At 71.3% G+C, this 21,060-nt stretch carries 21 protein-coding genes; 10 read left to right on the top strand and 11 right to left on the bottom strand.

Features of this window, described 5'->3' with window-relative positions; all coding sequences use genetic code 11:
• Nucleotides 1-50: 50 nt before the first annotated feature.
• From ACIBG6_RS22140 to ACIBG6_RS22130, 3 genes are all read right to left on the bottom strand, one after another.
• Nucleotides 51-2,393 carry an FG-GAP repeat domain-containing protein gene (locus tag ACIBG6_RS22140; RefSeq protein WP_399224254.1) on the bottom strand — a complete coding sequence of 781 codons (2,343 nt, stop codon included), beginning with the start codon at nt 2,391-2,393 and terminating at the stop codon, nt 51-53.
• Nucleotides 2,394-2,484: 91 nt separating this feature from the next.
• Entirely contained in the window at nt 2,485-3,009 is a 525-nt protein-coding gene (locus ACIBG6_RS22135) for a DUF664 domain-containing protein (protein WP_399224253.1), read from the bottom strand.
• Nucleotides 3,006-3,410, bottom strand: coding sequence for a DUF1992 domain-containing protein (locus ACIBG6_RS22130; RefSeq protein ID WP_399224252.1), 405 nt, complete (start codon nt 3,408-3,410; stop codon nt 3,006-3,008). Before ACIBG6_RS22130 ends, ACIBG6_RS22135 begins: the two co-directional genes overlap by 4 nt.
• Nucleotides 3,411-3,562: 152 nt before the next feature.
• Between ACIBG6_RS22130 and ACIBG6_RS22125 the strand changes: the two genes are divergently transcribed.
• The gene (locus ACIBG6_RS22125) at nt 3,563-4,399 is read left to right on the top strand and encodes a M23 family metallopeptidase (protein WP_399224251.1); all 837 of its coding nucleotides are present in this window, start codon (nt 3,563-3,565) and stop codon (nt 4,397-4,399) included.
• 118 nt (nt 4,400-4,517) lie between these two features.
• Here ACIBG6_RS22125 and ACIBG6_RS22120 read toward each other — a convergent pair whose 3' ends face one another.
• Complete coding sequence (locus tag ACIBG6_RS22120) at nt 4,518-4,721, bottom strand: cold-shock protein (RefSeq protein ID WP_030208785.1); 204 nt, start codon at nt 4,719-4,721, stop codon at nt 4,518-4,520.
• Between the two features lie 271 nt (nt 4,722-4,992).
• On the opposite strand from ACIBG6_RS22120, the gene ACIBG6_RS22115 reads away from it, so the two are divergent.
• Genes ACIBG6_RS22115 through ACIBG6_RS22105 form a run of 3 tightly spaced genes read left to right on the top strand, consistent with a single transcriptional unit; the run spans nt 4,993 to nt 7,767 of the window.
• Nucleotides 4,993-5,886, top strand: coding sequence for a menaquinone biosynthetic enzyme MqnA/MqnD family protein (locus ACIBG6_RS22115; protein ID WP_399224250.1), 894 nt, complete (start codon nt 4,993-4,995; stop codon nt 5,884-5,886).
• Between the two features lie 58 nt (nt 5,887-5,944).
• Complete coding sequence (mqnC, locus tag ACIBG6_RS22110) at nt 5,945-7,159, top strand: cyclic dehypoxanthinyl futalosine synthase (protein ID WP_399224249.1); 1,215 nt, start codon at nt 5,945-5,947, stop codon at nt 7,157-7,159.
• Between the two features lie 8 nt (nt 7,160-7,167).
• A complete protein-coding gene (locus ACIBG6_RS22105) occupies nt 7,168-7,767 on the top strand; it encodes an imidazolonepropionase-like domain-containing protein (RefSeq protein WP_399224248.1) in 600 nt (199 codons plus the stop codon).
• A 41-nt stretch (nt 7,768-7,808) separates the two neighbouring features.
• Here the strand turns inward: ACIBG6_RS22105 and ACIBG6_RS22100 are convergent, their stop codons facing one another.
• Both ACIBG6_RS22100 and ACIBG6_RS22095 read right to left on the bottom strand, forming a co-directional pair.
• Nucleotides 7,809-8,510, bottom strand: a complete 702-nt coding sequence (locus ACIBG6_RS22100) for a hypothetical protein (RefSeq protein WP_399224247.1) — start codon at nt 8,508-8,510, stop codon at nt 7,809-7,811.
• Nucleotides 8,511-8,518: 8 nt separating this feature from the next.
• Entirely contained in the window at nt 8,519-9,028 is a 510-nt protein-coding gene (locus ACIBG6_RS22095; protein ID WP_399224521.1) for a SigE family RNA polymerase sigma factor, read from the bottom strand.
• Nucleotides 9,029-9,360: 332 nt separating this feature from the next.
• Here ACIBG6_RS22095 and ACIBG6_RS22090 point away from each other — a divergent pair, with 332 nt between their 5' ends.
• Nucleotides 9,361-10,053: a demethylmenaquinone methyltransferase gene (locus tag ACIBG6_RS22090; protein ID WP_399224246.1), complete on the top strand. Its 693-nt coding sequence runs from the start codon at nt 9,361-9,363 to the stop codon at nt 10,051-10,053.
• A 3-nt stretch (nt 10,054-10,056) separates the two neighbouring features.
• Here the strand turns inward: ACIBG6_RS22090 and ACIBG6_RS22085 are convergent, their stop codons facing one another.
• Both ACIBG6_RS22085 and ACIBG6_RS22080 read right to left on the bottom strand, forming a co-directional pair.
• On the bottom strand, nt 10,057-11,454 hold the full coding sequence (locus tag ACIBG6_RS22085) for a phosphodiester glycosidase family protein (RefSeq protein ID WP_399224245.1): 1,398 nt from the start codon (nt 11,452-11,454) through the stop codon (nt 10,057-10,059).
• Nucleotides 11,451-12,188 (bottom strand): peptidase inhibitor family I36 protein, encoded by a 738-nt coding sequence (locus ACIBG6_RS22080; RefSeq protein ID WP_399224244.1) that lies wholly within the window; start codon nt 12,186-12,188, stop codon nt 11,451-11,453. The genes ACIBG6_RS22085 and ACIBG6_RS22080 overlap by 4 nt, the downstream gene beginning before the upstream one ends.
• A gap of 145 nt (nt 12,189-12,333) precedes the next feature.
• Here ACIBG6_RS22080 and ACIBG6_RS22075 point away from each other — a divergent pair, with 145 nt between their 5' ends.
• Complete coding sequence (locus ACIBG6_RS22075) at nt 12,334-13,620, top strand: geranylgeranyl reductase family protein (RefSeq protein ID WP_317598215.1); 1,287 nt, start codon at nt 12,334-12,336, stop codon at nt 13,618-13,620.
• Between the two features lie 53 nt (nt 13,621-13,673).
• Here the strand turns inward: ACIBG6_RS22075 and ACIBG6_RS22070 are convergent, their stop codons facing one another.
• Complete coding sequence (locus ACIBG6_RS22070) at nt 13,674-14,633, bottom strand: hypothetical protein (protein WP_399224243.1); 960 nt, start codon at nt 14,631-14,633, stop codon at nt 13,674-13,676.
• Between the two features lie 521 nt (nt 14,634-15,154).
• On the opposite strand from ACIBG6_RS22070, the gene ACIBG6_RS22065 reads away from it, so the two are divergent.
• The 3 genes from ACIBG6_RS22065 to ACIBG6_RS22055 all read left to right on the top strand — a co-directional run bounded on the left by ACIBG6_RS22065 (nt 15,155) and on the right by ACIBG6_RS22055 (nt 18,629).
• On the top strand, nt 15,155-16,612 hold the full coding sequence (locus ACIBG6_RS22065) for a peptidoglycan-binding protein (RefSeq protein WP_399224242.1): 1,458 nt from the start codon (nt 15,155-15,157) through the stop codon (nt 16,610-16,612).
• An 83-nt stretch (nt 16,613-16,695) separates the two neighbouring features.
• Nucleotides 16,696-17,394 (top strand): ABC transporter ATP-binding protein, encoded by a 699-nt coding sequence (locus ACIBG6_RS22060; RefSeq protein ID WP_399224241.1) that lies wholly within the window; start codon nt 16,696-16,698, stop codon nt 17,392-17,394.
• Nucleotides 17,391-18,629 (top strand): ABC transporter permease, encoded by a 1,239-nt coding sequence (locus tag ACIBG6_RS22055; protein WP_399224240.1) that lies wholly within the window; start codon nt 17,391-17,393, stop codon nt 18,627-18,629. The genes ACIBG6_RS22060 and ACIBG6_RS22055 overlap by 4 nt, the downstream gene beginning before the upstream one ends.
• A gap of 72 nt (nt 18,630-18,701) precedes the next feature.
• On the opposite strand, the gene ACIBG6_RS22050 is transcribed toward ACIBG6_RS22055, so the two are convergent.
• Entirely contained in the window at nt 18,702-19,115 is a 414-nt protein-coding gene (locus tag ACIBG6_RS22050) for a hypothetical protein (RefSeq protein ID WP_399224239.1), read from the bottom strand.
• Between the two features lie 368 nt (nt 19,116-19,483).
• Here ACIBG6_RS22050 and ACIBG6_RS22045 point away from each other — a divergent pair, with 368 nt between their 5' ends.
• On the top strand, nt 19,484-19,969 hold the full coding sequence (locus ACIBG6_RS22045) for a hypothetical protein (protein WP_399224238.1): 486 nt from the start codon (nt 19,484-19,486) through the stop codon (nt 19,967-19,969).
• Nucleotides 19,970-20,064: 95 nt separating this feature from the next.
• Here the strand turns inward: ACIBG6_RS22045 and ACIBG6_RS22040 are convergent, their stop codons facing one another.
• A complete protein-coding gene (locus tag ACIBG6_RS22040; protein ID WP_399224237.1) occupies nt 20,065-21,003 on the bottom strand; it encodes a C40 family peptidase in 939 nt (312 codons plus the stop codon).
• Between the last annotated feature and the right edge of the window lie 57 nt (nt 21,004-21,060).

Here is a 21,060-nt window from a genome sequence, read left to right as displayed (position 1 = left end):
GTCGGAATCAGTCGTCGGAATCAGAAGGGGAAGCGGGGGGTTGCCGTGTGTCAGAAGACGCGCTGGTACCCGGCGCCGCCGTACTCCAGCACCTTCGTGGCGTCGGTCGCGCCCGCGAAGGGCGCGCTCCAGTTGCCCGTACCGGCGTAGAAGGCGGCGGTGCGGTTCGAGCCCCTGTACGCGAACAGGTCGGGGCGTCCGTCCTTGTTGCCGTCGCCGATGCCGACGAGCTCCGTGTAACCGCCCCAGCCGCTGCCGACCTTGGTGCGGCCGGCGAAGGTGCCGTCGCCCTTGCCGAGGTACAGCCACAGCACACCGGCCGTGTCACGGGCGAGGAGGTCACCGGCCGGGCCTCCGGCGAGGTTCCCGACGGCCGTCAGCTGGTTGTAGCCGCCCCAGCCGCCGCCGATCTTCGTGCGGGCGCCGAAGGGAGTGCCGGCCGAGCCCGTGCCCTTGTAGAGGTAGAGGTCGCCCGCCTTGTCCTGGGCGACGAGGTCGGCGCGGCCGTCCCCGGTCAGGTCGCCGCCGCCGGCGAGGTGCTTGTACGTCTGCCAGCCGGGACCGACCTTCGTACGGGTCCCCAGCGGCTTCGTCTCGTCGCCGGTGCCCTGGTACAGCCACAGCACGCCCGACGTGTCACGGGCGATCGTGTCGGCCGTGGTCGTGCCCGCGACGTTCCCGACGGACTCGATCTGGTCGTACGCGTTCCATCCCGAGCCGACCAGGGTCCGCTGGTACGTGGGAGCCAGCCGCTTCGTGGCCGGGTCGTACGTGGTGTCGACGCGCCACAGCGTGCCGCCCGCGTCCTTCGCGAACAGGTCAGGCGAGCCGTTGTCGCTGTAGTCGTGCGGCTTGGCCGAGCGGACCACCTTGAAGGTGCCCGACTGCTCGACCGCCGGCCCGATGCCGTTCTGCGGAACGGCCCGGAAGGACCAGGTGTAGTCGCCGTTGAAGGCCGACTTGTCGCCCGGCGAGAGGTCGTCGAGGAGGCCCTGCCAGGTCACACCGAAGGTGATGTCGTCGAACGTGTGCCGGGACGGATGGTCGCGGCGCAGCTCCAGCAGGCGGGAGTAGGTCTGGCCCGTCTTCTTGTGGGTGAGCTTCAGCTGGACGTCGGCGTTGAGCCGGGACATCCGCCACTTCAGCTCGACCTCGCGGTCCCGGTCGAAGTCGACGACGGCCGGCACCTGGGAGCCGAGGTAGGTCAGGGCGGTGGGCTGCTCCGTCGTCGCGACCTTCTCGACGGCGAGCTGGCCGCCGCCGGGGGTGGAGACCTTGTAGAGGCCCTCGCCCTGCTCGACCGTGCCGCCGCGCACGAGCAGGGAGCCGTCGGACGCGGACTCCATGGAGGTGGCGTAGTCGGCGAGTTGGACGGGCTCGGAGATCTGGGTGGGCTCGGAGAGCTCGCCTGCCGTCAGGTCGACGGCCTGCACCTTCGTGTTCGGGAACGTCCCGTTGTCGGTGAGCTTGCTCGGGGCGCCGTACACCAGCCAGTTGCCCACCAGGCCGACGAAGTACTCGTCGGTGAGGGCGAAGGTGTGCCGCTTCGTGACGCGGGTCTTCCGGTCCACCGTGGTGTAGACGATGCCGTCGTCCTCGGAGAACGCGGTCCAGGCGACGTGCGTGGCCGAGAGGGCCAGCTGGGAGTGGAGGGAGTAGAGGGAGTCGGACACGCCGGCGGAGTACGTCTCGACGACCGCGCCGGTGGCCAGGTCGATGACGGCACGGGCGTTGGTGCGCAGGTCGGAGGAGCCGGTCTCGTATCCGACGAGGATCTTGCCGTCGAGCACGGGCGCGTCGGCGAAGAGGCCGCTCGCGTCGGCGGGGAGGCCGGTCACCTCGCGCTCACGGGCGATGCCGTTCTCGTCGGTGACGATGAGCAGCTTCTCCGTGCCGTCCGAGCCGGCGCGCTTGGCGAGGACCGAGTCCGGTCCGAGGGCCTCGACGTACCTGGCCCACAGCGAGCCGAGGTCGAAGTGCACGGAGGCGGAGCCGGGGGCGGCCATGTTCCGGAGCGTGACGGAACGCATCAGGTGCGGGGCGTTCGAGTCCCCGATCACCACGATGTCCGTGCCCGTGGTGTCGACCCCGCCGCCCGGGGCGTACAGGACGGGGGTCGAGATGCCGTCCGCGTAACGGGTCCAGCGGAGCTCCTCGTCCATGCTCCCGGAGCGGGTCAGGAAGCCGGTGGTCCCGGCGCCCGCGATCTTCGCGTCGGCCGGGAACGGCGTGTTCGCGTCCGTGGTGGCGGCGGCGGCCTCCGCGGCGGTCGTGCCCGCCGGGGCGGCGAGCGCGGCCGGGCCGGACGCCAGGGCCGTACCGGCGGTGATCGCGAGGACGGCGGTCACAGCGGCGGAGAGGCGACGGCCACGACCGGACAAACGATTCTGCAAGGTGAATTCCCCCCAAAACAAACGGATATGGCGAGCGCCACGCTCGTTTGACTCGCGATCCGGGTCAGGGGTTGTACGGCAGGACGCCCTGTCAGTGATCGGGATCCGTGCCCGTACGCTCCACCACGCCCCGGACGAACGCCGCCTGGCCCGCGTGCTGGAGGTCGTCCGCGATCACCGACACGAGCCGGACACCGAGGGTCACCGGTGGGTCCCAGGCCGTGTCGACGACCCGGGCCAGGTCCGCGTTCGTCACCGAGCCGATCAGCTCCACCGTCCGCGCGTGCACGGCGTCGTGGTAGCCGAGCAGCAGCTCCGCCGGCGCGCGTACCGCGTCGACCTGGGCACGCGTCTGCCCGTACCCGGTGGCCTGCCGGGAGAACGGCAGGTCGAAGCGGCCGGCCCAGCCGTCCGACGCCCACAGCTGCTTCGTGTCGAACGCGCCCGCGAGGTGGTCGTCCTGGATCCGGGTGAGGTGCCAGACGAGCCAGGCGACCGAGTTGGCGTCCGGGTCGATCCGGGCGGCGAGCTCGTCCTCCGTCAGCCCCTCCACGGCCTCGTGGACGACTTCCCGTATCCGTCCGAACGCGTCCACCAGCAGACCGGCGCTGTTCACGGCAGGCTCCTCTCCGCCCTCCACCGCGCCACCGCCGCCTCGACGTCGAAAAGTGTCAGGTTGAGCGGGGGTCCGGCCGGCGGCCGGGCGAGGGCTTCGGCGATCTTCGTGTTGATCTCACCGAGGATCCGGCGGACCTGGCGCTCCGAGACGGCCGCGGCGACCGCCGCGGTGGCGTCCTCCGCGTCCTTGCGCAGCTGGAGGGCCGGCGGCAGCACCGCCATGCCCTCGCGGTGCATCTTCTGCTTGACCCACCACAGTTCGTCGTACGGGGCGGAGTCGTCCGGCAGCGGCTTCCCGAAGCCGGGGAGGCTCCGGAACTCGCCTCGCTCCGAGGCCTCCCGGATCTGCTTGTCGACGAACGACTCGAAGCTCACGCCCGGCGGTTTCCGTTCGGTCATGTGTCCAGACTACGTAATCGCCGTCGTACGGGTGTGGTCCTCGCGGTCTACTGCTGCACGCGATCTTCCGGCACGCTGTGGTCCGTTCAACGCGCGTCGACCCATGCAATCACTGGTAACCACCGGCAACCACGCCCCCCACCGGAGGACGCATGCGTGCACGGATCACCCCGCTCGGCACCCTGCTCGCGCTCGTCGCGGGCCTGCTCACCGCCCTCGTCACGACCAGCCCCGCCCAGGCGGCGCCGCTCTTCAAGGCCCCCTACCCCTGCGGCCAGAAGTGGACCTACAGCCACCACTCCGCCGAGGTCCGCCAGGCCCTCGACTTCATCCGCGCCGACGGCGGCACGACCGCAGGCACCCCGGTCCTCGCCTCGGCGTCCGGGACCGCCTACCGCTACTCCCAGCCGAGTGGCGCGGGCAACTACATCGTGGTCGACCACGGCAGCGGCTGGAAGACGTACTACTTCCACCTCAACGCCTACTCCGTCGCCAACGGCGCCTGGGTCGCCCAGGGGCAGCAGATCGGCACCACCGGCTCCACCGGCAACAGCTCCGGCGCCCACATCCACTACGAGCAGCTCTACAACGGCGTCGGCCAGTCCATCGTCATCAACGGCGCCTCCCTCGCCCCCTACCCGGGCTCCTACGGCTCCAAGTACCTGACGAGCGACAACGGCTGCTCGGGCGGCGGAGGCGGAAAGTACTGGGTCGACACCTTCGCCAACGCCACCGGCTACGCCCAGGCGAACACCAACGACGCCCAGGGCGTGCTGAACGCGGGCACGAACTACGTCTACTGCAAGGTCTGGGGCCAGGAGATCCGGGACGGCTCCGGGAACTACAACCACTGGTGGCTCAGGACCGACCTCGACACCGTCTACGCCGGGAAGAACGGTTACGGGGCGTACGTGTCCGCGTACTACCTGTCACGCTGGGGCAACGACGAGGCCCGTGACAACAACGGGGCGGTCATTCCCACCTGCTGACCGCGCGGGAAGCAGGAAAAGGAACACGAAAAGGCAGGAGCCCCGCTCGTGCCCTGAGGCGCGGAGCGGGGCTCCTTGGGTACTGCTCTAGTCCAGCGCTGACGCCGACCCGGGCACCTTAGGCCGGGGTGACGTTCTCCGCCTGCGGGCCCTTCGGGCCCTGCGTGACGTCGAAGGTCACGAGCTGGTTCTCCTCAAGCGAACGGAAGCCGTTCGCGTTGATCGCGGAGTAGTGGACGAAGACATCCGGGCCGCCGCCGTCCTGGGCGATGAAGCCGAAGCCCTTTTCAGCGTTGAACCACTTGACGGTTCCGGTAGCCATAAGCCCTCCTTGGGCCAAAGGGTTGCCCTGCTCCAGAACCTGCAAACAAGTCTGAAAACTACAAAAGCCTGCGGGTCACATGCTCCGCAGGCTCTGTACTGCAAGGGAAACCAAACTGCAACTTGCGAACGAGCCTAGCACGCAGGATGCGGAGGGCGGTAGAGGGAAAGATCACGTCACTCACATGTTTGATCTGCGGTTCCGTGCTGACGCCGGCCGTGTCGTGAGCCCCGGCGACGCCCCCGCCACGAGGCGGGTCTAGCCTCGCAATGTGGACAATGCAACCGACGACGCAACCGGCGCCCACCAGCGCAGCCGGCCCCGCGTCGGACACATCCAGTTCCTGAACTGCCTGCCCCTTTACTGGGGGCTCGCGAGGACCGGAACGCTCCTCGACGTCGAGCTCACGAAGGACACCCCGGAGAAGCTCAGCGAGCGCCTCGTCCGGGGCGACCTCGACGTCGGCCCCATCACCCTCGTCGAGTACCTCCGGAACGCCGAGGACCTCGTCGCCCTCCCCGACATCGCCGTGGGCTGCGACGGCCCCGTCATGTCGTGCGTGATCGTCTCCCAGCGCCCGCTCGGGGAGCTGGACGGCGCCCGGGTGGCGCTCGGTTCGACCTCCCGCACCTCCGTGCGCCTCGCCCAGCTGCTGCTCGCCGAGCAGTACGGGGTGAAGCCCGACTACTACACGTGCCCGCCTGACCTCGGCGTGATGATGCAGGAGGCGGAGGCGGCCGTCCTCATCGGCGACGCCGCGCTCCGGGCCTCGCTGCACGACGCTCCCCGCCTCGGGCTCCAGGTCCACGACCTGGGCCTCATGTGGAAGGAATGGACGGGGCTCCCCTTCGTCTTCGCGGTGTGGGCGGCGCGCAAGGACTACCTGGCGCGCGAGCCGGAGACCGTCCACGAGGTCCACCAGGCGTTCCTGGCCTCGCGGGACCTCTCCCTCGAAGAGGTCGCCAAGGTCGCCGAGCAGGCCGCCCGCTGGGAGACCTTCGACGCGGAGCTCCTGGAGCGGTACTTCCGGACGCTCGATTTCCGCTTCGGCCCGGAGCAGCTCGCGGGAGTGCGGGAGTTCGCCCGCCGCACCGGCCCGACGACGGGTTTCCCGGCCGACGTCCGGGTGGAACTGCTCCCGCCGAGCACCCTGCGGAAGCCGTGAGAACCCCTGGCGTACGCTGGTTCGGACGATCAGAACCCCTCCGAAAGGGACGTACCCGGTGACCGAGAAGGCCGAACTCACGTCTGTTGATGTCACAGCCGTTCTCGACCGCGCAGCCGCGGGTGGCCGGATCACCCCCGAGGAGGCGCTCGACCTCTACCGCTCGGCGCCCCTGCACGCGCTGGGCGCCGCCGCCGACGCCGTGCGCCGCCGCCGGTACGCGGGGACCGAGCACATCGCGACGTACATCATCGAGCGGAACATCAACTACACGAACGTCTGTGTGACGGCGTGCAAGTTCTGCGCGTTCTACGCCGCGCCGAAGGACACGAAGAAGGGCTGGTCCCGCGACCTCGACGACATCCTGCGCCGCTGCGCGGAGACCGTGGAGCTCGGCGGCACCCAGATCATGTTCCAGGGCGGCCACCACCCGGACTACGGCGTCGAGTACTACGAGAAGCACTTCGCCGCGATCAAGCAGGCCTACCCGCAGCTGGTCATCCACTCCCTCGGCGCCTCCGAGGTCGAGCACATGGCCCGGATCTCCGGCGTCTCCGTCGAGGAGGCGATCACCCGCATCCACGCCGCCGGTCTCGACTCCTTCGCGGGCGCCGGCGCCGAGCTGCTCCCCGAGCGGCCGCGCAAGGCCATCGCCCCGCTCAAGGAGAGCGGCGAGCGCTGGCTGGAGATCATGGAGATCGCCCACAAGCTGGGCGTCGAGTCGACGTCCACCATGCTGATGGGCACCGGCGAGACCAACGCCGAGCGGATCGAGCACCTGCGGATGATCCGTGACGTGCAGGACCGGACGGGCGGCTTCCGGGCCTTCATCCCGTACACGTACCAGCCCGAGAACAACCACCTCAAGGGCCGTACGCACGCCACGCTCTTCGAGTACCTGCGCATGATCGCGATCGCCCGGCTGTTCTTCGACAACATCGCGCACATCCAGGGCTCGTGGCTCACCACGGGCAAGGAGATCGGCCAGCTGACGCTGCACTACGGCGCCGACGACCTCGGCTCGATCATGCTGGAGGAGAACGTCGTCTCCTCGGCGGGCGCCAAGCACCGCTCCAACCTGCGCGAGATGATCGACATGATCCGCACGGCGGACCGCGTCCCGGCGCAGCGCGCGACGACGTACGAGCACCTCGTCGTCCACGACGACCCGGCGAACGACCCGGTCGACGAGCGCGTCGCCTCGCACATCTCGTCCACGGCGATCGAGGGCGGCACGGCGCACCCCGAGCTGAAGCTCCTCGACGCCAACTGAAGGCGCCCATGCTGACGATCCACTTCGCCGAGGCGTCGCCCGAGACCGCCGTCCTGGTCGACGGCGCCGTCATCGCCGCCGTCGGCCCGTACGAGGACCTGGCCGCCCTGCGCCCCGAGGCGCGGGTGCGGCAGTGGCCCGGCATCCTCACGCCCGGACTGCTCAACCCGTACGGGCCCGAGCTGCTCGAAGGCATGTACCACCCGGACCCCCGCGAGGCCGCGGGGTTCGGCACGGAGCCGATCCCCGGGGAGCGGGCGCAGCGGATCTTCCGCATGGACGCCTCGCGCCGGGGCGCCTCCGCGCGCCGCGGCGTGCAGCGGCTCCTCGCGCACGGGACGGTCGCCGTCGCGGGCGAGCTCCGCGGCCAGGCGGCGGCGGACGCCGTGCGCCGGGCAGGCCTGGCGGTGGGCCGCCGCCCCGAGAAGCTCCCGGGCGGCCCGTCCTTCTCCCCGACCCCCCTCATCCTCCTCCCCGCCCTCCAGCCGGGCGCCCCGGCCCGCTTCGCGGTCTTCGACGTCCCGGACCGGGCGTCCCTGGTCGGCCGCGGCGCGTCGACCTGCGTCGCCACGGTGATCGGCGGCCGACTGGTCTACCGCGCCCGCTGATCCGTACCGGAGCCGGTCCCGGAGTCCGTGCCGGGGTCCGTTCAGAGTTTCGTGCGGGGTCGTGTCAGCCCTCCTCCGAGCGGCTCCTCCGGCTCCAGCGGATGCGCGTTCCCGGCCTTCACCAGCTCCAGGAAGCGTGAGTCCCCGGTCACGGCGGAGAGGTCGCGTGCCGTCAGCGGCACCGCCGTGCCCCACCCGAACACGGAGAGCGTGACCCGGCTCTTGCCGTACCAGTACTGCGCGGCCTTGAAGTCAGCCCAATCGACGATCTGCACGGTCTTCAGCCTCGTGTCCTTCTCGCAGTCGGGGCAGTCCTGGAGGAGGGAAGCTGGCATCGGCCGCACCGAGACCGTCATGATGAAGGGCCGGTCGTCCACCGTGATCCGGTACTCGGCCACCTGGCCCTCCACCGGTCGGATGTCGGTGACCTTCGCGGGCAGCAGCTCGTCGAGGAGCGCCGCCGTCTTCCGCTGGTGCTCTGTGGCGCGCTCCCGCTCGGCCTCGGCGTCGATGTGCTTCGCCACCCCGGCGACGTCCGTCCCCGGACTCGGCAACAGCGTGAGACCGAGGGCCCCCACCGTGAGCACGCCGAACGCCGCCGCGCCGACCGCGAACCGGGCCCGTGCCCGCCGCCTGCGGCCCTCGCGCACGGCGAGCGGGGCGAGGTCGGGCAGCGGTGGCAGACCGTCCGCCGTCCGGTCCATGGCGTCGCGCAACAGAGTGATGTCGTCGTTGTTCTCCACGGCGGACCTCAGCTTTCGGTGATCGAGAGCCCGGCATCCGCCAGGCGTACGCGAAGTCGGGCGAGCGAACGGGAGCACTGGCTCTTGACGGTGGCCTCGCTGCACCGCAGCAGGGGCGCCACGGAGGCCACGCTCTGGTCCTCCCAGTAGCGCAGCACGACCATCGCCCGGGCCCGGGGCGGGAGTTCGGCGAGCGCGCCGAGCAGGGTCACCCGCAGGTCGGTGTGGTCGGCGACCGGTGCCGGGTCCGTGCCCCCGGTCCGGGTCAGCGCGAGCAGGTCGCGCAGCCGACGCCGCCGCTCGGACAGGAAGGTGCGGGTCAGCACCGTCTTGGCGTACGCGTACGGATGATCGGCGGCACCCGCCCGCCGCCAGTGCTGGTACAGCTTGGCCAGCGTGGTCTGGGTCAGGTCCCGGGCGGTCTCGGCGTCGCCGCAGAGCAGATACGCCGTGCGGTACAGCCGCTGCTGGGCGGCCCGGGCGAACTCCTCGAACCCGGCGACCGACCCGACGTCCACCCGGCCATCGGACCCGACGTCCGCGCCGCTCCCCGACCCGGCGTCCGCGCCGCCCCCCGACCCGGCGTCCGCCCCGTCCCCCGACCCGACGTCCGACTCCGTGGCTCTCACTTCGGTCGACACTGCCATCCCGCCCCTTCTCCCCTCGCCGTCGTGCCCCCGCCGTCATGGCGCGTGCGCGTGCTCGACCGTCCTTGAGCACCCCCGGTCCCGAAAGGTTGAAAGGAACTCCGGGAAATCGTGCCGTCCTGCGGGCCCGCTCCGGGCGGCAGGGCCCCGCCTGCCAGAATGGGTGGATCCGTCCGCACCCGATCTTGCGAGGCCGAACGCCAGTGACCCGCGCAACCCTGGACAAGCAGCCGCACGAAGTCGCCTCGATGTTCGACGACGTGGCGGCGAACTACGACCTCACCAACGACGTGCTCTCCCTCGGCCAGGACCGCCGCTGGCGCAAGGAGGTCGCGAAGGCCGTCAACGCCCGCCCCGCGCAGAAGATCCTCGACCTCGCGGCGGGTACGGCCACGTCCTCGCAGCCCTTCGCCCGCGCGGGCGCGTACGTCGTGCCCTGCGACTTCTCGATCGGGATGCTCCAGGTCGGCAAGAAGCGCCACCCGTGGATGCCGTTCACGGCGGGCGACGGCGTGAAGCTGCCGTTCCGTGACGACGTCTTCGACGCCGTCACGATCTCCTTCGGGCTGCGGAACATCCAGGACACCGAGGCGGCGCTGCGCGAGCTGTACCGGGTGACGAAGCCGGGCGGCCGGGTCGTCATCTCCGAGTTCTCGCACCCCACCTGGGCGCCGTTCCGCACGGTGTACGAGGAGTACCTGATGCGCGCGCTGCCGCCGGTGGCCCGCGCCGTCTCCTCGAACCCCGACGCGTACGTGTACCTGGCCGAGTCCATCCAGTCCTGGCCGGACCAGCCGACCCTGGCGGGGATGCTCCAGAAGGCCGGCTGGTCGAAGGTGGCCTGGCGGAACCTGACCGGTGGGATCGTGGCGCTCCACCGGGGGTTCAAGGTCTGACGGCTACGGCTTCACGTACTGCCCGTAGCCGCCGACGCCGGTGTACACCGCGTCCGCCACGTCCCGGTGGATGAGCTTGCCGTCCACGAGGTCCGTCGGTGGGGTGTGCACGGTGGTGCCCGTCTGCAGGGTCGTGGAGCCGCCGCCGTCCAGGTTGAGGGCGTCGACGATCCCGAGGACGGGGGAGGTCAGGAGGGTGGCGAAGCTCCGTAGGTAGTCGCCGTCCTCGTTGTTCTGCCCGGTGAGGGTGACGAGCACCGGACGGCCGCGGACGTTGGTGCCGAGCGCCGTGCGCGAGTCGGTGCAGATCAGTTTCGTCGCGTCCTCGCTGCCCTTCTCCGTGCCGCTGCACGAGTCGGGCAGTTCGGTGGGGATGACGCTGTTGCGCAGGAGCGGGTGGAAGGAGCTGACGACGTCGACCGAGGCGTCCAGCGGGATGTCCCGGTTCATGGTCACGTCGTGGAGCTTCTGGTCGATCGTCACCGTGTCGTCGCGGACGAGCCGCTCGCGGAGCCACTGGGCCCCGGTGCCGATGCCCTGGATGACGCGGCCGCCCGCCGGGACCACGGTCCCGCCGCGGCCCTCGCGGGCCTCGGTGACGACACCGTGCGCGTCCACGACGACCTCGAAGCCCGGGTCGGCGGTGGCGGCGACGGCCGGGTCGGTGTTGGGCCGGGGGACGGGAGCGCCGTAGTCGTCGGTGAACACGACGATCTCGTCCGCGTCCTTGAAGACGGGCGGACTCGTGCTCACCAGTTCGTCCTCGGCATCGCGCGCGCAGTGCGGGGGACGGCCGGGTGTCCGGTTGATGTCGTCGATCCGTATGTCCTCGCCGGAGGACGCGATCAGCTTCATGTCGGTGCGGAGCTTGGTGATGTACGGGATGCCGTACTGGATGACCGCACCGGAGCCGCCCTTCCCGCCGCTCCAGCAGCTGGAGCTGTGCAGGACGCCGTCGGTGACCGCGACGCTGGTGTGCGCGGTGGTCTTCTCGGCGCCGGCGCCCGCGGGTTCGCGCTGGAAGAGGCCGCCGTTGACGCCGGCCCACGGGTGGCGGGTCGTGACGTGGGTGACCTTGGCGAGCTGCTCGGTGAGCGTCTCCGCGGTGGTGTCGCTCGTGCCGATCGCGCTCTCCAGGGTGAGCGCGCCCGCGGTGGGGTCGATCTCGACGATCTGGAGGACGCGGGCCTTGGCGCGGTTGGCGTTTTTGGGGGTCGTCTCGGTCCAGGTGGTGTGGGTGACGCCGGGAGCGACCGTGACGGGGATTCCCTTGGTCCAGGCGGCGAGCGCGCCCAGGTCCGGCTCGCCGGCGCCGGAGGCGGGGGTGGCGGGGGAGACGAGGGCGAGGGTGGCGCCGAGTGCGGCGGCCACGGCCACCCAGGGGCGACGGTTCCTGGTCACTGGCAGTCCGCCGTTCCGTTGACGAGCTCGTGCGAGCGGAAGGTGCCGGCGAACGGGGCCGGGATGGTGGTGCTGTCGCCGCGCAGGACGACGTAGGCGCCGAACTTCTTCACGCCCGCGGTGTCCGCCGGGTCGGCCCAGGTGCCGGTGTACGTCGGCTCGGGGTAGAAGCAGACCTCCTTCGCGGTCCGGTTCCAGGCGGACTTGGGCGCGGGCTCGGTGCCGTAGCTGTTGCCGTAGTTCCGGGTGGCGGGGTCGGTCGCCGGGCGGTGCACGGTCATCGCGCCCCGGCCGTTCGGCTCCTCGAAGGTGCAGACCCGGTTGTCGGGGCAGCGCTCGTAGCCGGTGAAGCAGAGGGCCCGGGTCGGGACCAGCTTGTGGCCGCTGACGGCGCCGGCCGTGTAGGCGTCCTTGGCCTTCTCCTTGACGGTCTCCAGGTGGCCGCCGTACCCGGGGTCGCCGTAGACGCAGGCCCACATCGCGGTGTTGTTCTTCGCCGACAGGGTCTTGCCGTCCCAGGTCGCGTCGTAGCTCTCCGCGTTCTGCCGGTCGGTGAAGTCCTTCCGCTCGCCGGTGCCGTCGGCTCCGGAGTAGAGGCAGAACGTGGCGGGCGGGCAGTCGTCGAAGGGCTCGGCTTCGGCGCTCGCGGGCAGCACGAGGAACACCGAGCAGAGGAGGGCGAGGGCGGCCGTGATCAGCGCGCCCCGCCGTAGGTCGAATCGGAAGTCGGTCACGGATGATCATCGTGCCATCACGGAGCGCGCAGGGGAACACTTGTTCACCCTGGGGGAAAGCGGTGGGGTGACCCTCCGTTTCTCCCGCACCCGCCCCCCATAGACTGCGATACGTCCTCATCGCCGAAATCCGGGAGACTCCGCCGTGACCGAGCAGCCCCTCTCCGAGCACACCGCAGATGTGATCGTCGTCGGGGCGGGCCCGGCCGGCTCCACCACCGCGTACTACCTCGCCAAGGCCGGACTCGACGTCCTGCTCCTGGAGAAGACGGCCTTCCCCCGCGAGAAGGTCTGCGGCGACGGCCTCACCCCCCGCGCCACCAAGCAGCTCGTCTCCATGGGCATCGACATCTCCGAAGAGGCCGGCTGGCTGCGGAACAAGGGCCTGCGGATCATCGGCGGCGGCGTCCGCCTGGAGCTCGACTGGCCGGAACTCGCCTCGTACCCGGACTACGGGCTCGTCCGCAAGCGCGACGACTTCGACGAGCAGCTCGCCCGGCAGGCGCAGAAGGCCGGCGCCCGGCTGTACGAGCGCTGCAACGTCGGCGCCCCGATCGTCGACGACCGCACCGGCCGCATCACCGGCGTCCACGCCAAGCTCGGCGACGAGAAGCGCGAGGTCACCTTCCACGCCCCGCTCGTCGTCGCCGCCGACGGCAACTCCACCCGGCTCTCCCTCGCCATGGGCCTGCACCGCCGCGAGGACCGCCCGATGGGCGTCGCCGTCCGCACGTACTTCACCTCGCCCCGCCACGACGACGACTACCTGGAGTCCTGGCTGGAGCTGTGGGACCGGCGCGGCCCGCAGGACCGGCTGCTCCCCGGCTACGGCTGGATCTTCGGCATGGGCGACGGCACGTCCAACGTCGGCCTCGGCATCCTCAACTCCTCCTCCGCCTTCCGCGAGCTGGACTGGCGCGAGGTCCTCAAGGCCTGGTGCGCCTCGATGCCGGAGGACTGGGGCTACACCCCGGAGAACATGACGACGCCCATCCGCGGCGCCGCCCTCCCGATGGCCTTCAACCGCCAGCCGCACTACACGAAGGGCCTGCTGCTCGTCGGCGACGCGGGCGGCATGGTCAATCCGTTCAACGGCGAGGGCATCGCGTACGCCATGGAGTCCGGGCAGATCGCGGCCGACGTCATCGTCCAGGCCCACGCCCGCACGACCCCCGCCCAGCGCGAACTGGCCCTGCGGAACTACCCGCAGGTCCTCAAGGACACCTACGGCGGCTACTACACGCTCGGCCGCGCCTTCGTGAAGATGATCGGCAACCCGAAGGTCATGAAGATCGCGACCCAGCGCGGCCTGACCCACCCGCTCCTCATGAAGTTCACCCTCAAGATGCTGGCGAACCTCACGGACCCGACGGGCGGCGACGCGATGGACCGCATCATCAACGGTCTCTCGAAGGTCGCCCCGAAGGCCTGACGCGGTGACGTGACGGCGGGCCCCTCCCGGAAGGGACGGGGCCCGCCGTCACGTCACCGGTTGATCGAAGCCGCCTTCTTGATCCGCTCGTCCAGCTCGACCTTGACCTGACTCAGCGTCTCGGCGTGCTCCTCCATGAGCTCCTTCTGGAACCCGACCTCCGCGGTGTACCAGAGGGCCACCAGATCCGTCCGCTTCTTGCAGACCACGTCCTGCTTCGCGGCGGCGATCGCCTTGGCGCTGCCGAAGTCGGCCTCGGACTTCAGCCCGAGGGCTTCGTGCGGGGAGATGGGGTCGGTGACGCGGTACCCCTTCTCCGCCATGCACGCCGACCACCCCTTGACGGCCTTCGCCACCTTCGGTGACTGCTGGGCCCGGGTGGACGCCTCCCCTTCCATTCCGAAGACGAAGAGCAGCTCCACGGGCTCCTTCTTCTCGGCGTAGAGCCGGAGGTACCCCTCCCGGGCGCAGCCGCCGGGCAGCACCTTCTGCCCGTTGACGGTCCGGCCGCTGTCGGTCTTCCGTGCCTCCTCCAGAGTGACCGGGGGCAGTTCGAGGCCGCCTCCCGGCTTGCTCTTGAGCGGCGGCCCCGTCAGAGCCAGCCGCTCGGCCGGAGGCATCGAGTCCTCGGGCAGCTTCTCCGGATCGGGGGCGGAGCCACCGGGCCTGGCGTACCCGTGCCGTGCCGCCCTCGTCTCGTCCGTGATCCCGTAGCGCGACGACGTGCCCTTGGGGCGCGGCGCGGCCCGGACCGGCAGCTCGTACGTGAAGCCGAACCGCTTCATGCAGTCCCCGACCAGCAGGTCCTGCGCCGTCTCCAGACCGCGTATCTGCTCGTCCGTCGTCTTGTACGGGTCCAAGGGATACACCAGCTCCGCGGGGGACACCTTGGACGGGTCGGACGGCGGCTTCGTGTCGGCGGAGACGGCGGGTTCTCCCGACGAGCAGGCGGTGAGAAGGAGTCCCGTACTCAGCAGGAGGACGACGGCCGGACGGGACGGGCGGGGGCGCATGAAGGCTCCGGGGGTGGCTGAGGGGAGGAACGGGTCTACTTGTCGGCGTCGTGGTCGTAGAAGGATCTTGCCTTTCGATACGAAGCGGGAACCGGGTGAGAATCAGGCGAATTCGAGGGCGAACTCCACCTGATCGCGGGGTGATTGGTCAATCATGCTTTCTGGCGGCCGGGCGCCGATCGGCCCGATCGCGGCTGCTCACCTGCGGCTTCTTCGTGGCCGCCGGACTCGTCCGTTCGGCTGAATATGTCAAGTGCTGGAATCCGAACGGTCGTTATCGGTGACGCATGAACAAGAGGCGGGAATCGGGCGGCACTTGGGAAGTGACGGCGTCTTCCTTCTGTGGTTAGAGTGGCGCCGATCGAGCACGCGTACGACGTGTCCGGCCCGTTTCACGCCGAGCCGTGGAGGTGCCCCGCGCCACCGGCTCCGAGCGCCGCGCGCCCCGTCACGGGGACCGACTCCCCGTAGAAGGCAGAAGGACGTGCACCGATGAGACGCTCGCGGCTGAGGTCGCCGACATGGACGCTGACGTGAACACGGCCGGGGAAACCGCCCCCGAACGCCGAACCTCCCGAGGCCGCCTCTGGGTCGGCGCGCTCGTCGTCGGGGCCGTCGTCCTGACCGCCGCCGGCGCCTTCGCCGGTACGGTGATCAAGTCGCCCGCCCAGCTCGCGGCGGACGCCGCCCCGCCCCCGGCCGACGTGCTCACCGCCGCCGTCGAGCGCCGCGTCCTGCGGGAGACGGTCGTGCTGCGCGGCACCGTCGTCGCGGGTCAGACCGTACCGGTGGCGCCGGTCGCCGCCGGCGGGGACGGCGGGGTGCCCGTCGTCACCAAGACGCCGGTCGCCGTCGGCGTGGCCGTGCGCGCCGGGCAGGTCGTCCTGGAGATATCCGGCCGCCCGCTCTTCGTCCTCCCGGGCCGTCTCCCCGTCTACCGGGACCTCAAGCCGGGCGCGACGGGCGACGACGTGGCCCAGCTCCAGACCGCGCTGACCGGGCTCGGCTTCGGCCGCGGTGGCGACGAGGAGGGCACGTTCGGCGCGGGGACGAAGGAGGCCGTGGAGGGTTTCTACGCCGCCGCCGGCTACGAACCGCGCCCGGCCGTGGACGACGCGGGTGCCGGTGTGGACGCCGCGAGTGACGCCGTCACGGCCGCCGAACGGGCCGTCGACGACGCCCGGGACGCGGTCGCCGAGAACAAGGACGAGGCCCAGAAGAAGAACCTGCGCAAGGCGCGGGACCGGGCCGTCGAGGACCTGGAGAAGGCCCGTACCGTGCTCGGCAAGGCGTGGGCGGCCTCCGGGCCGATGGTCCCGGCGGGGGAGGTCTCCTTCGTGGAGCGCTTCCCCGCCCGGGTCGCGTCCACCGCCGTACGCCCCGGCTCCCCGGTCTCCGGCACGCTGATGACCCTGTCCTCCGGCCGCCTCCTCGCGCAGGGCTACCTCCAGGACCACCAGAAGGGCATGGTCCGGCCCGGCCAGAAGGTCCGTGTCGTCGACGAGGTGACCGGCGTCGAACTCACCGCCGAGGTCGAGAGCGTCGCTTCGACGCCCACCGTCGCCGACGCCAAAGGGGGCGGCGGCCAGGGTGAGGGTCAGGGCCAGGGCCAGGACGGTGCCGCGCCCGCGAACGGCCCCACCGGCTCCGGCTTCCTCTTCACCGCCGTGCCCGACAAGGAGATCCCGCCCGCCCTCGCCGGCCAGGACGTACGGCTGACGATCGAGGCGGCCTCCACCGACGGCGAGGCCCTCGTCGTCCCCGTCACCGCCGTGTCGGCGAGCGCGGACGGCACGACCGTGGTCACCGTCGTCGACGGGAGCGGGCGCCGCACCCCCGTCGAGGTGCGGACAGGCACCCTCGGGGACGGCTACGTCGAGATCGTCCCGCTCGCGGCGGGCAGCCTGGCGGAGGGCGCCGAGGTCGTGACCGGGGTGGCCGCCACCGGCGCCGACCAGGGCGGCCGGGGGTCGGAGTGACCCCACTCGTACGACGACGGCGGGACCGGAACCCCGGCCCGTCACCCGCCCACACCGCGCAGCCCGCTCCGGACACCCCCGTCATGGAGTTCCACGGGGTCGGCCTCACCTACCCGGGCCCGCCGCCCGTCCGGGCCCTGCACCCTTGCGAACTCGCCATCCGACACGGCGAGTTCGTCGCCGTCGTCGGCCCCTCCGGCTCCGGCAAGTCCACGTTCCTGAACGTCTCGGGCCTCCTCGACGCGCCCACCGAGGGCACCTACCTCCTCGACGGCATCGACACAGCCGCCCTCTCCGACAGCGACCGAACCGCCCTGCGCGGCCGCCGCATCGGCTTCGTCTTCCAGGCGTTCCACCTCATGCCGCACCGCAGCGCCACGGAGAACGTGATGCTGTCGATGCTGTACTCGGCCGTGCCCCGCGCCGAGCGCCGCGCCCGCGCCCGGGAGGCGCTGACACGCGTCGGCCTCGCCCACCGCGTCGACGCGTTCCCGGGCCGCCTGTCGGGCGGCGAGCGCCAGCGCGTCGCCATCGCCCGCGCGCTGGCGGGCCGGCCCTCGCTGCTGCTCTGCGACGAACCGACGGGAAACCTCGACTCCGGCAACGCCGAGACGGTCCTGTCGCTCCTCGGCGAACTCCACGCCACCGGCATGACGGTCGTCGTCATCACCCACGACAGCGAGGTCGCCGCACGCGCGGGCCGCACGGTGACGATCCGCGACGGCGTCCTCAGCGAGGCCGACCCCGTACGGCCGGGCCGGCACGAAGGGACCGCCCTGTGAGAGACCGCCACGGCGGACGCGTCGTCGAACCCTCCCGCCTCACCCCCCGCGACACCCTCTCCGAGGCCGTCGCGGGCATGCTCCAGCGCCCCGGCCGCTCCGTCCTCACCGCCCTCGGCACGGTCCTCGGCGTCGGCACGTTCGTCGCGATCCTCGGCCTGACGGCGACCACGTCCTCCCAGATCGACGCCCGGTTCGACCTGCTGACCGCCACCGAGGTCAGCGTCGAGGACATCTCCCGGGAGCAGAACGAGTTCGCGGAACAGGGCTTTCCCGCCGACGCGGACGCCCGGATCGAGCGGCTCGGCGGCGTCCGGGACGCCGGGGTGTACTGGACGGTCCGGCTCGGCCCGGACGTCACCGTGCGAGCCGCGCCCGTCGGCGACGGCGCGGACGGCGTACCGGTCGACGTGGTCGCCGCCTCGCCGGGCGCGCTCCGGGCCGCCGTCCCCCGCCTCGCGCAGGGCCGGCTCTACGACGAGTTCGCCTCGGCGAAGGCACAGCCGGTGGCGGTCATCGGCGCGAGCGTCGCGGCCCGGCTCGGCATCACCACCCTGGAGACCCGGCCGGCGGTGTTCATCGGGGACGAGCCGTTCGTGGTGGCCGGCATCGTCGACGACGTCGAGCGCCGGCCGGACGTGCTGATGTCGGTGAGCGTGCCCCGGACGACCGCCGAGCGGATGTGGGGGCCACCCGACGCCGGTGCGGCGAAGATGCTGATCGCCACGGAGACCGGGGCCGCCCGGCAGATCGCGCAGGAGGCCCCGGTCGCGCTGCGCCCCGACCATCCGGAGTATCTGAAGGCCGTCCCGCCGCCGGACCCGAGAGCGCTGCGGGCGGGCGTCACCGGCGACCTCGACCAGCTGTTCCTGCTGCTCGCCGGGGTCTGCCTGGTGATCGGCGCGGTCGGCATCGCCAACACCACCCTGGTCGCGGTCCTGGAGCGGACCGGCGAGATCGGGCTGCGACGCGCCCTGGGTGCCCGGGGGCGGCACATCACCGTCCAGTTCCTCGCGGAGTCCGGCGCGCTGGGGGCGATCGGCGGGCTCGTCGGGACGGCGCTGGGCGTGTGCACGGTGATCGGGGTGGCGCTCGTCCGGGAGTGGACCCCGGTCGTCCACCCCACCGCCGTCGTCGCGGCGCCGCTGATCGGTCTCGTCACCGGCGTGGTGGCCGGTCTCTACCCGGCCTGGCGGGCCTCCCGGATCGAACCGGCCGAGGCCCTCCGCCACTGACCCGTACCCGATCCCGTACCCGATCCCGTACCCGAGAGGGCTCCGGTGAGGGACGAGGCGGGGAGGACGGGATCAGCGGGCCTTGAAGTGGTAGACCGAGGAGACCTGGTTCTTGAACGTCGTGGAGAAGGTGCCGAAGCGGTCCGCGGGGATCCAGCCCTCGATACCCCCCGCGCCGGCGCCGGTGTAGACGTACCAGGTGACCTTGTCCTTGTTGAAGTACGAGGCGGCGTTGTTGCCCACGGCGTAGCCCTGGCCGGGGCCGGGGGTGATGAACCTGTCGTTGGCGAGGTCGCTGTCTGCCATGTACAGGTCAATGAACGAGCCGCCGAGGGACGAGTTGTAGAACAGGCCGAACTCGCGGATGTCCAGGTAGCCGTCCCTGGTCACGGCCGAGGCGGGGCCGCCGGTTGCCAGAACGCCTGTTCCGAGGGTGCCGAGGACGACGACGGTGCTGAGGGCACGCCGGAGGGCGGTGTTCTTCATGTCCTTGCCTTTCGGTACGAGGGAGGCTGCACGGGAGCTGTGTGACAGCCGGGGCCTGCGTGGCACCGACAGGGAAGTACACGACACCGCAGCGGAGTTGGCTCGCAGCGGTCCGTGACTATGTCAGGTCCACGAGCGCCGACGCGCCACGTTTGGCGGAAAACAGCAACAGGCGTTTCCTGTATGCCAGTTGGTGGAACGGTGCCCACTCTTCCGGGTGGTTAGAGTGGCATCGGTCGAGCAGCCGTACGAGGCGCTCAGCCCGTTCCGCGCCGAGCCGTGGAGGCGCACCGCGCCACCGGCTCCGAGCGCCGCCCCCGTATCGGGACGTCCCGGGCACCGGGACCCCCGGATAAGGACGTGCATCGATGAGACGCCCGCTGGCCGCCCCTCTGCTCCTCGCCGCTCTCGCGCTCACCGGGTGCGGTGGCGACACCGAGCCCGCGGCTTCCCGGCCGGTCCCGACCTCCTCGATCGAAGCCGCGTACGACCCGTTCTACGACTGCCTCGCCGAGCAGGGGCTGAAGCTCGTGGACACGGAGGGAGGCGCCAGGCGGGTCGACAAGGACGCCCACACCGTCGAGGCCCAGATGGCCGCCCAGGAGGCATGCAAGAGCCTGATGCCCCCTGCACCGCCAGTCGATCAAGCGGAGTTGACGCGGGACAAGGCGATGTCCGAGTGCGTCCGGCGCAACGGATTCCCCGACTACCCCGACCCGGACCCGAAGACCGGCCGGCTGCCGGAGAGCGAGGCGGTGAAGTACGACCCCGCGCTCCCCGAGATCCTCCGCAAGTGCCGCCCGGTGGCCGCGGAGTCCCAGGAAGGCCGGGGAAGCGCGGTCGACGGCGGCTGAGCTCTACCCGTACGCGTACGGGTACCCGAACATGCCGGAAGACCGTCTCTCCCCCGAGGAGTGACGGCCTTCGGCGTGCTGTGTGGTGCGCCGGATCAGAGGATCCGGACGGCGCCCGACGGGGTGTCCCAGTCGAGCGAGTGCTCGACGACGCCCGTGGACGAGTTCTGCGCGCCGACGTACTTGCCACCGCCGACGTAGATGGCGACGTGGTACGAGCCGCTGCGGCTGCCCCAGTACAGGATGTCGCCCGGCTGGAGGTTGCTCAGCGAGACGGAGGTGCCCATGCTCGACTGGTCGTACGAGATGCGCGGCAGGTCGATGCCGGCCGCGGCGTAGGCGGCCTGGACGAGGCCGGAGCAGTCCCAGGAGTTGGGGCCGGTGCCACCGCGGACGTAGGCGTCGCCGACCTGGGCGCGCGCGAAGGCCACGATCGCGGCGGCGGAGCCGGAGGGGGCCTGCGTCTCGTTGTTGCTGCCGCTCGTGGTCGAGCCGCTGTCCGAGGAACCGGAAGAGCTGGAGGAGCCGGAGCCGGAGTCCGAGACGTTGGAGCCGGACGAGCTGTTGTCGCTCGTCGAGGTGGTGGAGAGCTGGGTGCGCGCACGGTCGCGGGAGGCGCGCTCCTCGGCGTCCTTGCGCTCCTGCTCGGCCTTCGCCTTGGCCTCGGCCTCGGCGCGGGCCTTCTCGGCGCGCTCGGCCTCGGCCTTGCGGTCCGCCTCGGCCTTGGCCTTCTTGGCCTCCTTGGCGGCCTTCTGCAGGGCCGCGTTCTCCTGCGACTCCAGGCTCTGGTCGAGGGCCTCCTGCTGGGACGCCTCGGCGGAGGCGGCGACAGCGCTCGCCAGGCCCGCGGTGTCGAGGGATCCGAGCGTGGGCATTTCGATGGTCTCGGTCACCGGCTCGGCAGACGCCGGCCCGGCAGCACCGGCCACCGCGATGGTGCCGAGGACGCCACCGGCAACTCCGGCACGGAGCGCGAGCTTCGAAGCGCTGCGGCGGGGCTTCCGGTGGCTGGGTATGTGAGCGGTGTGGGACATGGGACAACCGCTATCAGGGCTTGGCGGTTCCCTTCAAGAAACGTGGTCTGCGCCACA

The organism is Streptomyces sp. NPDC050842 (assembly GCF_044456565.1).
Classification (GTDB): Bacteria; Actinomycetota; Actinomycetes; order Streptomycetales; family Streptomycetaceae; genus Streptomyces.
Note: the sequence above shows the minus strand (reverse complement) of the source record. Positions and strands in the feature narration are given on the sequence as shown.

What these genes read in the sequence shown, in the direction of transcription:
- ACIBG6_RS22050 (WP_399224239.1), bottom strand. Translation starts at nt 19,115, where the DNA reads ATGAAGAACACCGCCCTCCGGCGTGCCCTCAGCACCGTCGTCGTCCTC.
- ACIBG6_RS22045 (WP_399224238.1), top strand. Translation starts at nt 19,484, where the DNA reads ATGAGACGCCCGCTGGCCGCCCCTCTGCTCCTCGCCGCTCTCGCGCTC.
- ACIBG6_RS22065 (WP_399224242.1), top strand. Translation starts at nt 15,155, where the DNA reads ATGGACGCTGACGTGAACACGGCCGGGGAAACCGCCCCCGAACGCCGA.
- ACIBG6_RS22125 (WP_399224251.1), top strand. Translation starts at nt 3,563, where the DNA reads ATGCGTGCACGGATCACCCCGCTCGGCACCCTGCTCGCGCTCGTCGCG.
- ACIBG6_RS22120 (WP_030208785.1), bottom strand. Translation starts at nt 4,721, where the DNA reads ATGGCTACCGGAACCGTCAAGTGGTTCAACGCTGAAAAGGGCTTCGGC.
- ACIBG6_RS22130 (WP_399224252.1), bottom strand. Translation starts at nt 3,410, where the DNA reads ATGACCGAACGGAAACCGCCGGGCGTGAGCTTCGAGTCGTTCGTCGAC.
- ACIBG6_RS22105 (WP_399224248.1), top strand. Translation starts at nt 7,168, where the DNA reads ATGCTGACGATCCACTTCGCCGAGGCGTCGCCCGAGACCGCCGTCCTG.
- ACIBG6_RS22070 (WP_399224243.1), bottom strand. Translation starts at nt 14,633, where the DNA reads ATGCGCCCCCGCCCGTCCCGTCCGGCCGTCGTCCTCCTGCTGAGTACG.
- ACIBG6_RS22040 (WP_399224237.1), bottom strand. Translation starts at nt 21,003, where the DNA reads ATGTCCCACACCGCTCACATACCCAGCCACCGGAAGCCCCGCCGCAGC.
- ACIBG6_RS22060 (WP_399224241.1), top strand. Translation starts at nt 16,696, where the DNA reads ATGGAGTTCCACGGGGTCGGCCTCACCTACCCGGGCCCGCCGCCCGTC.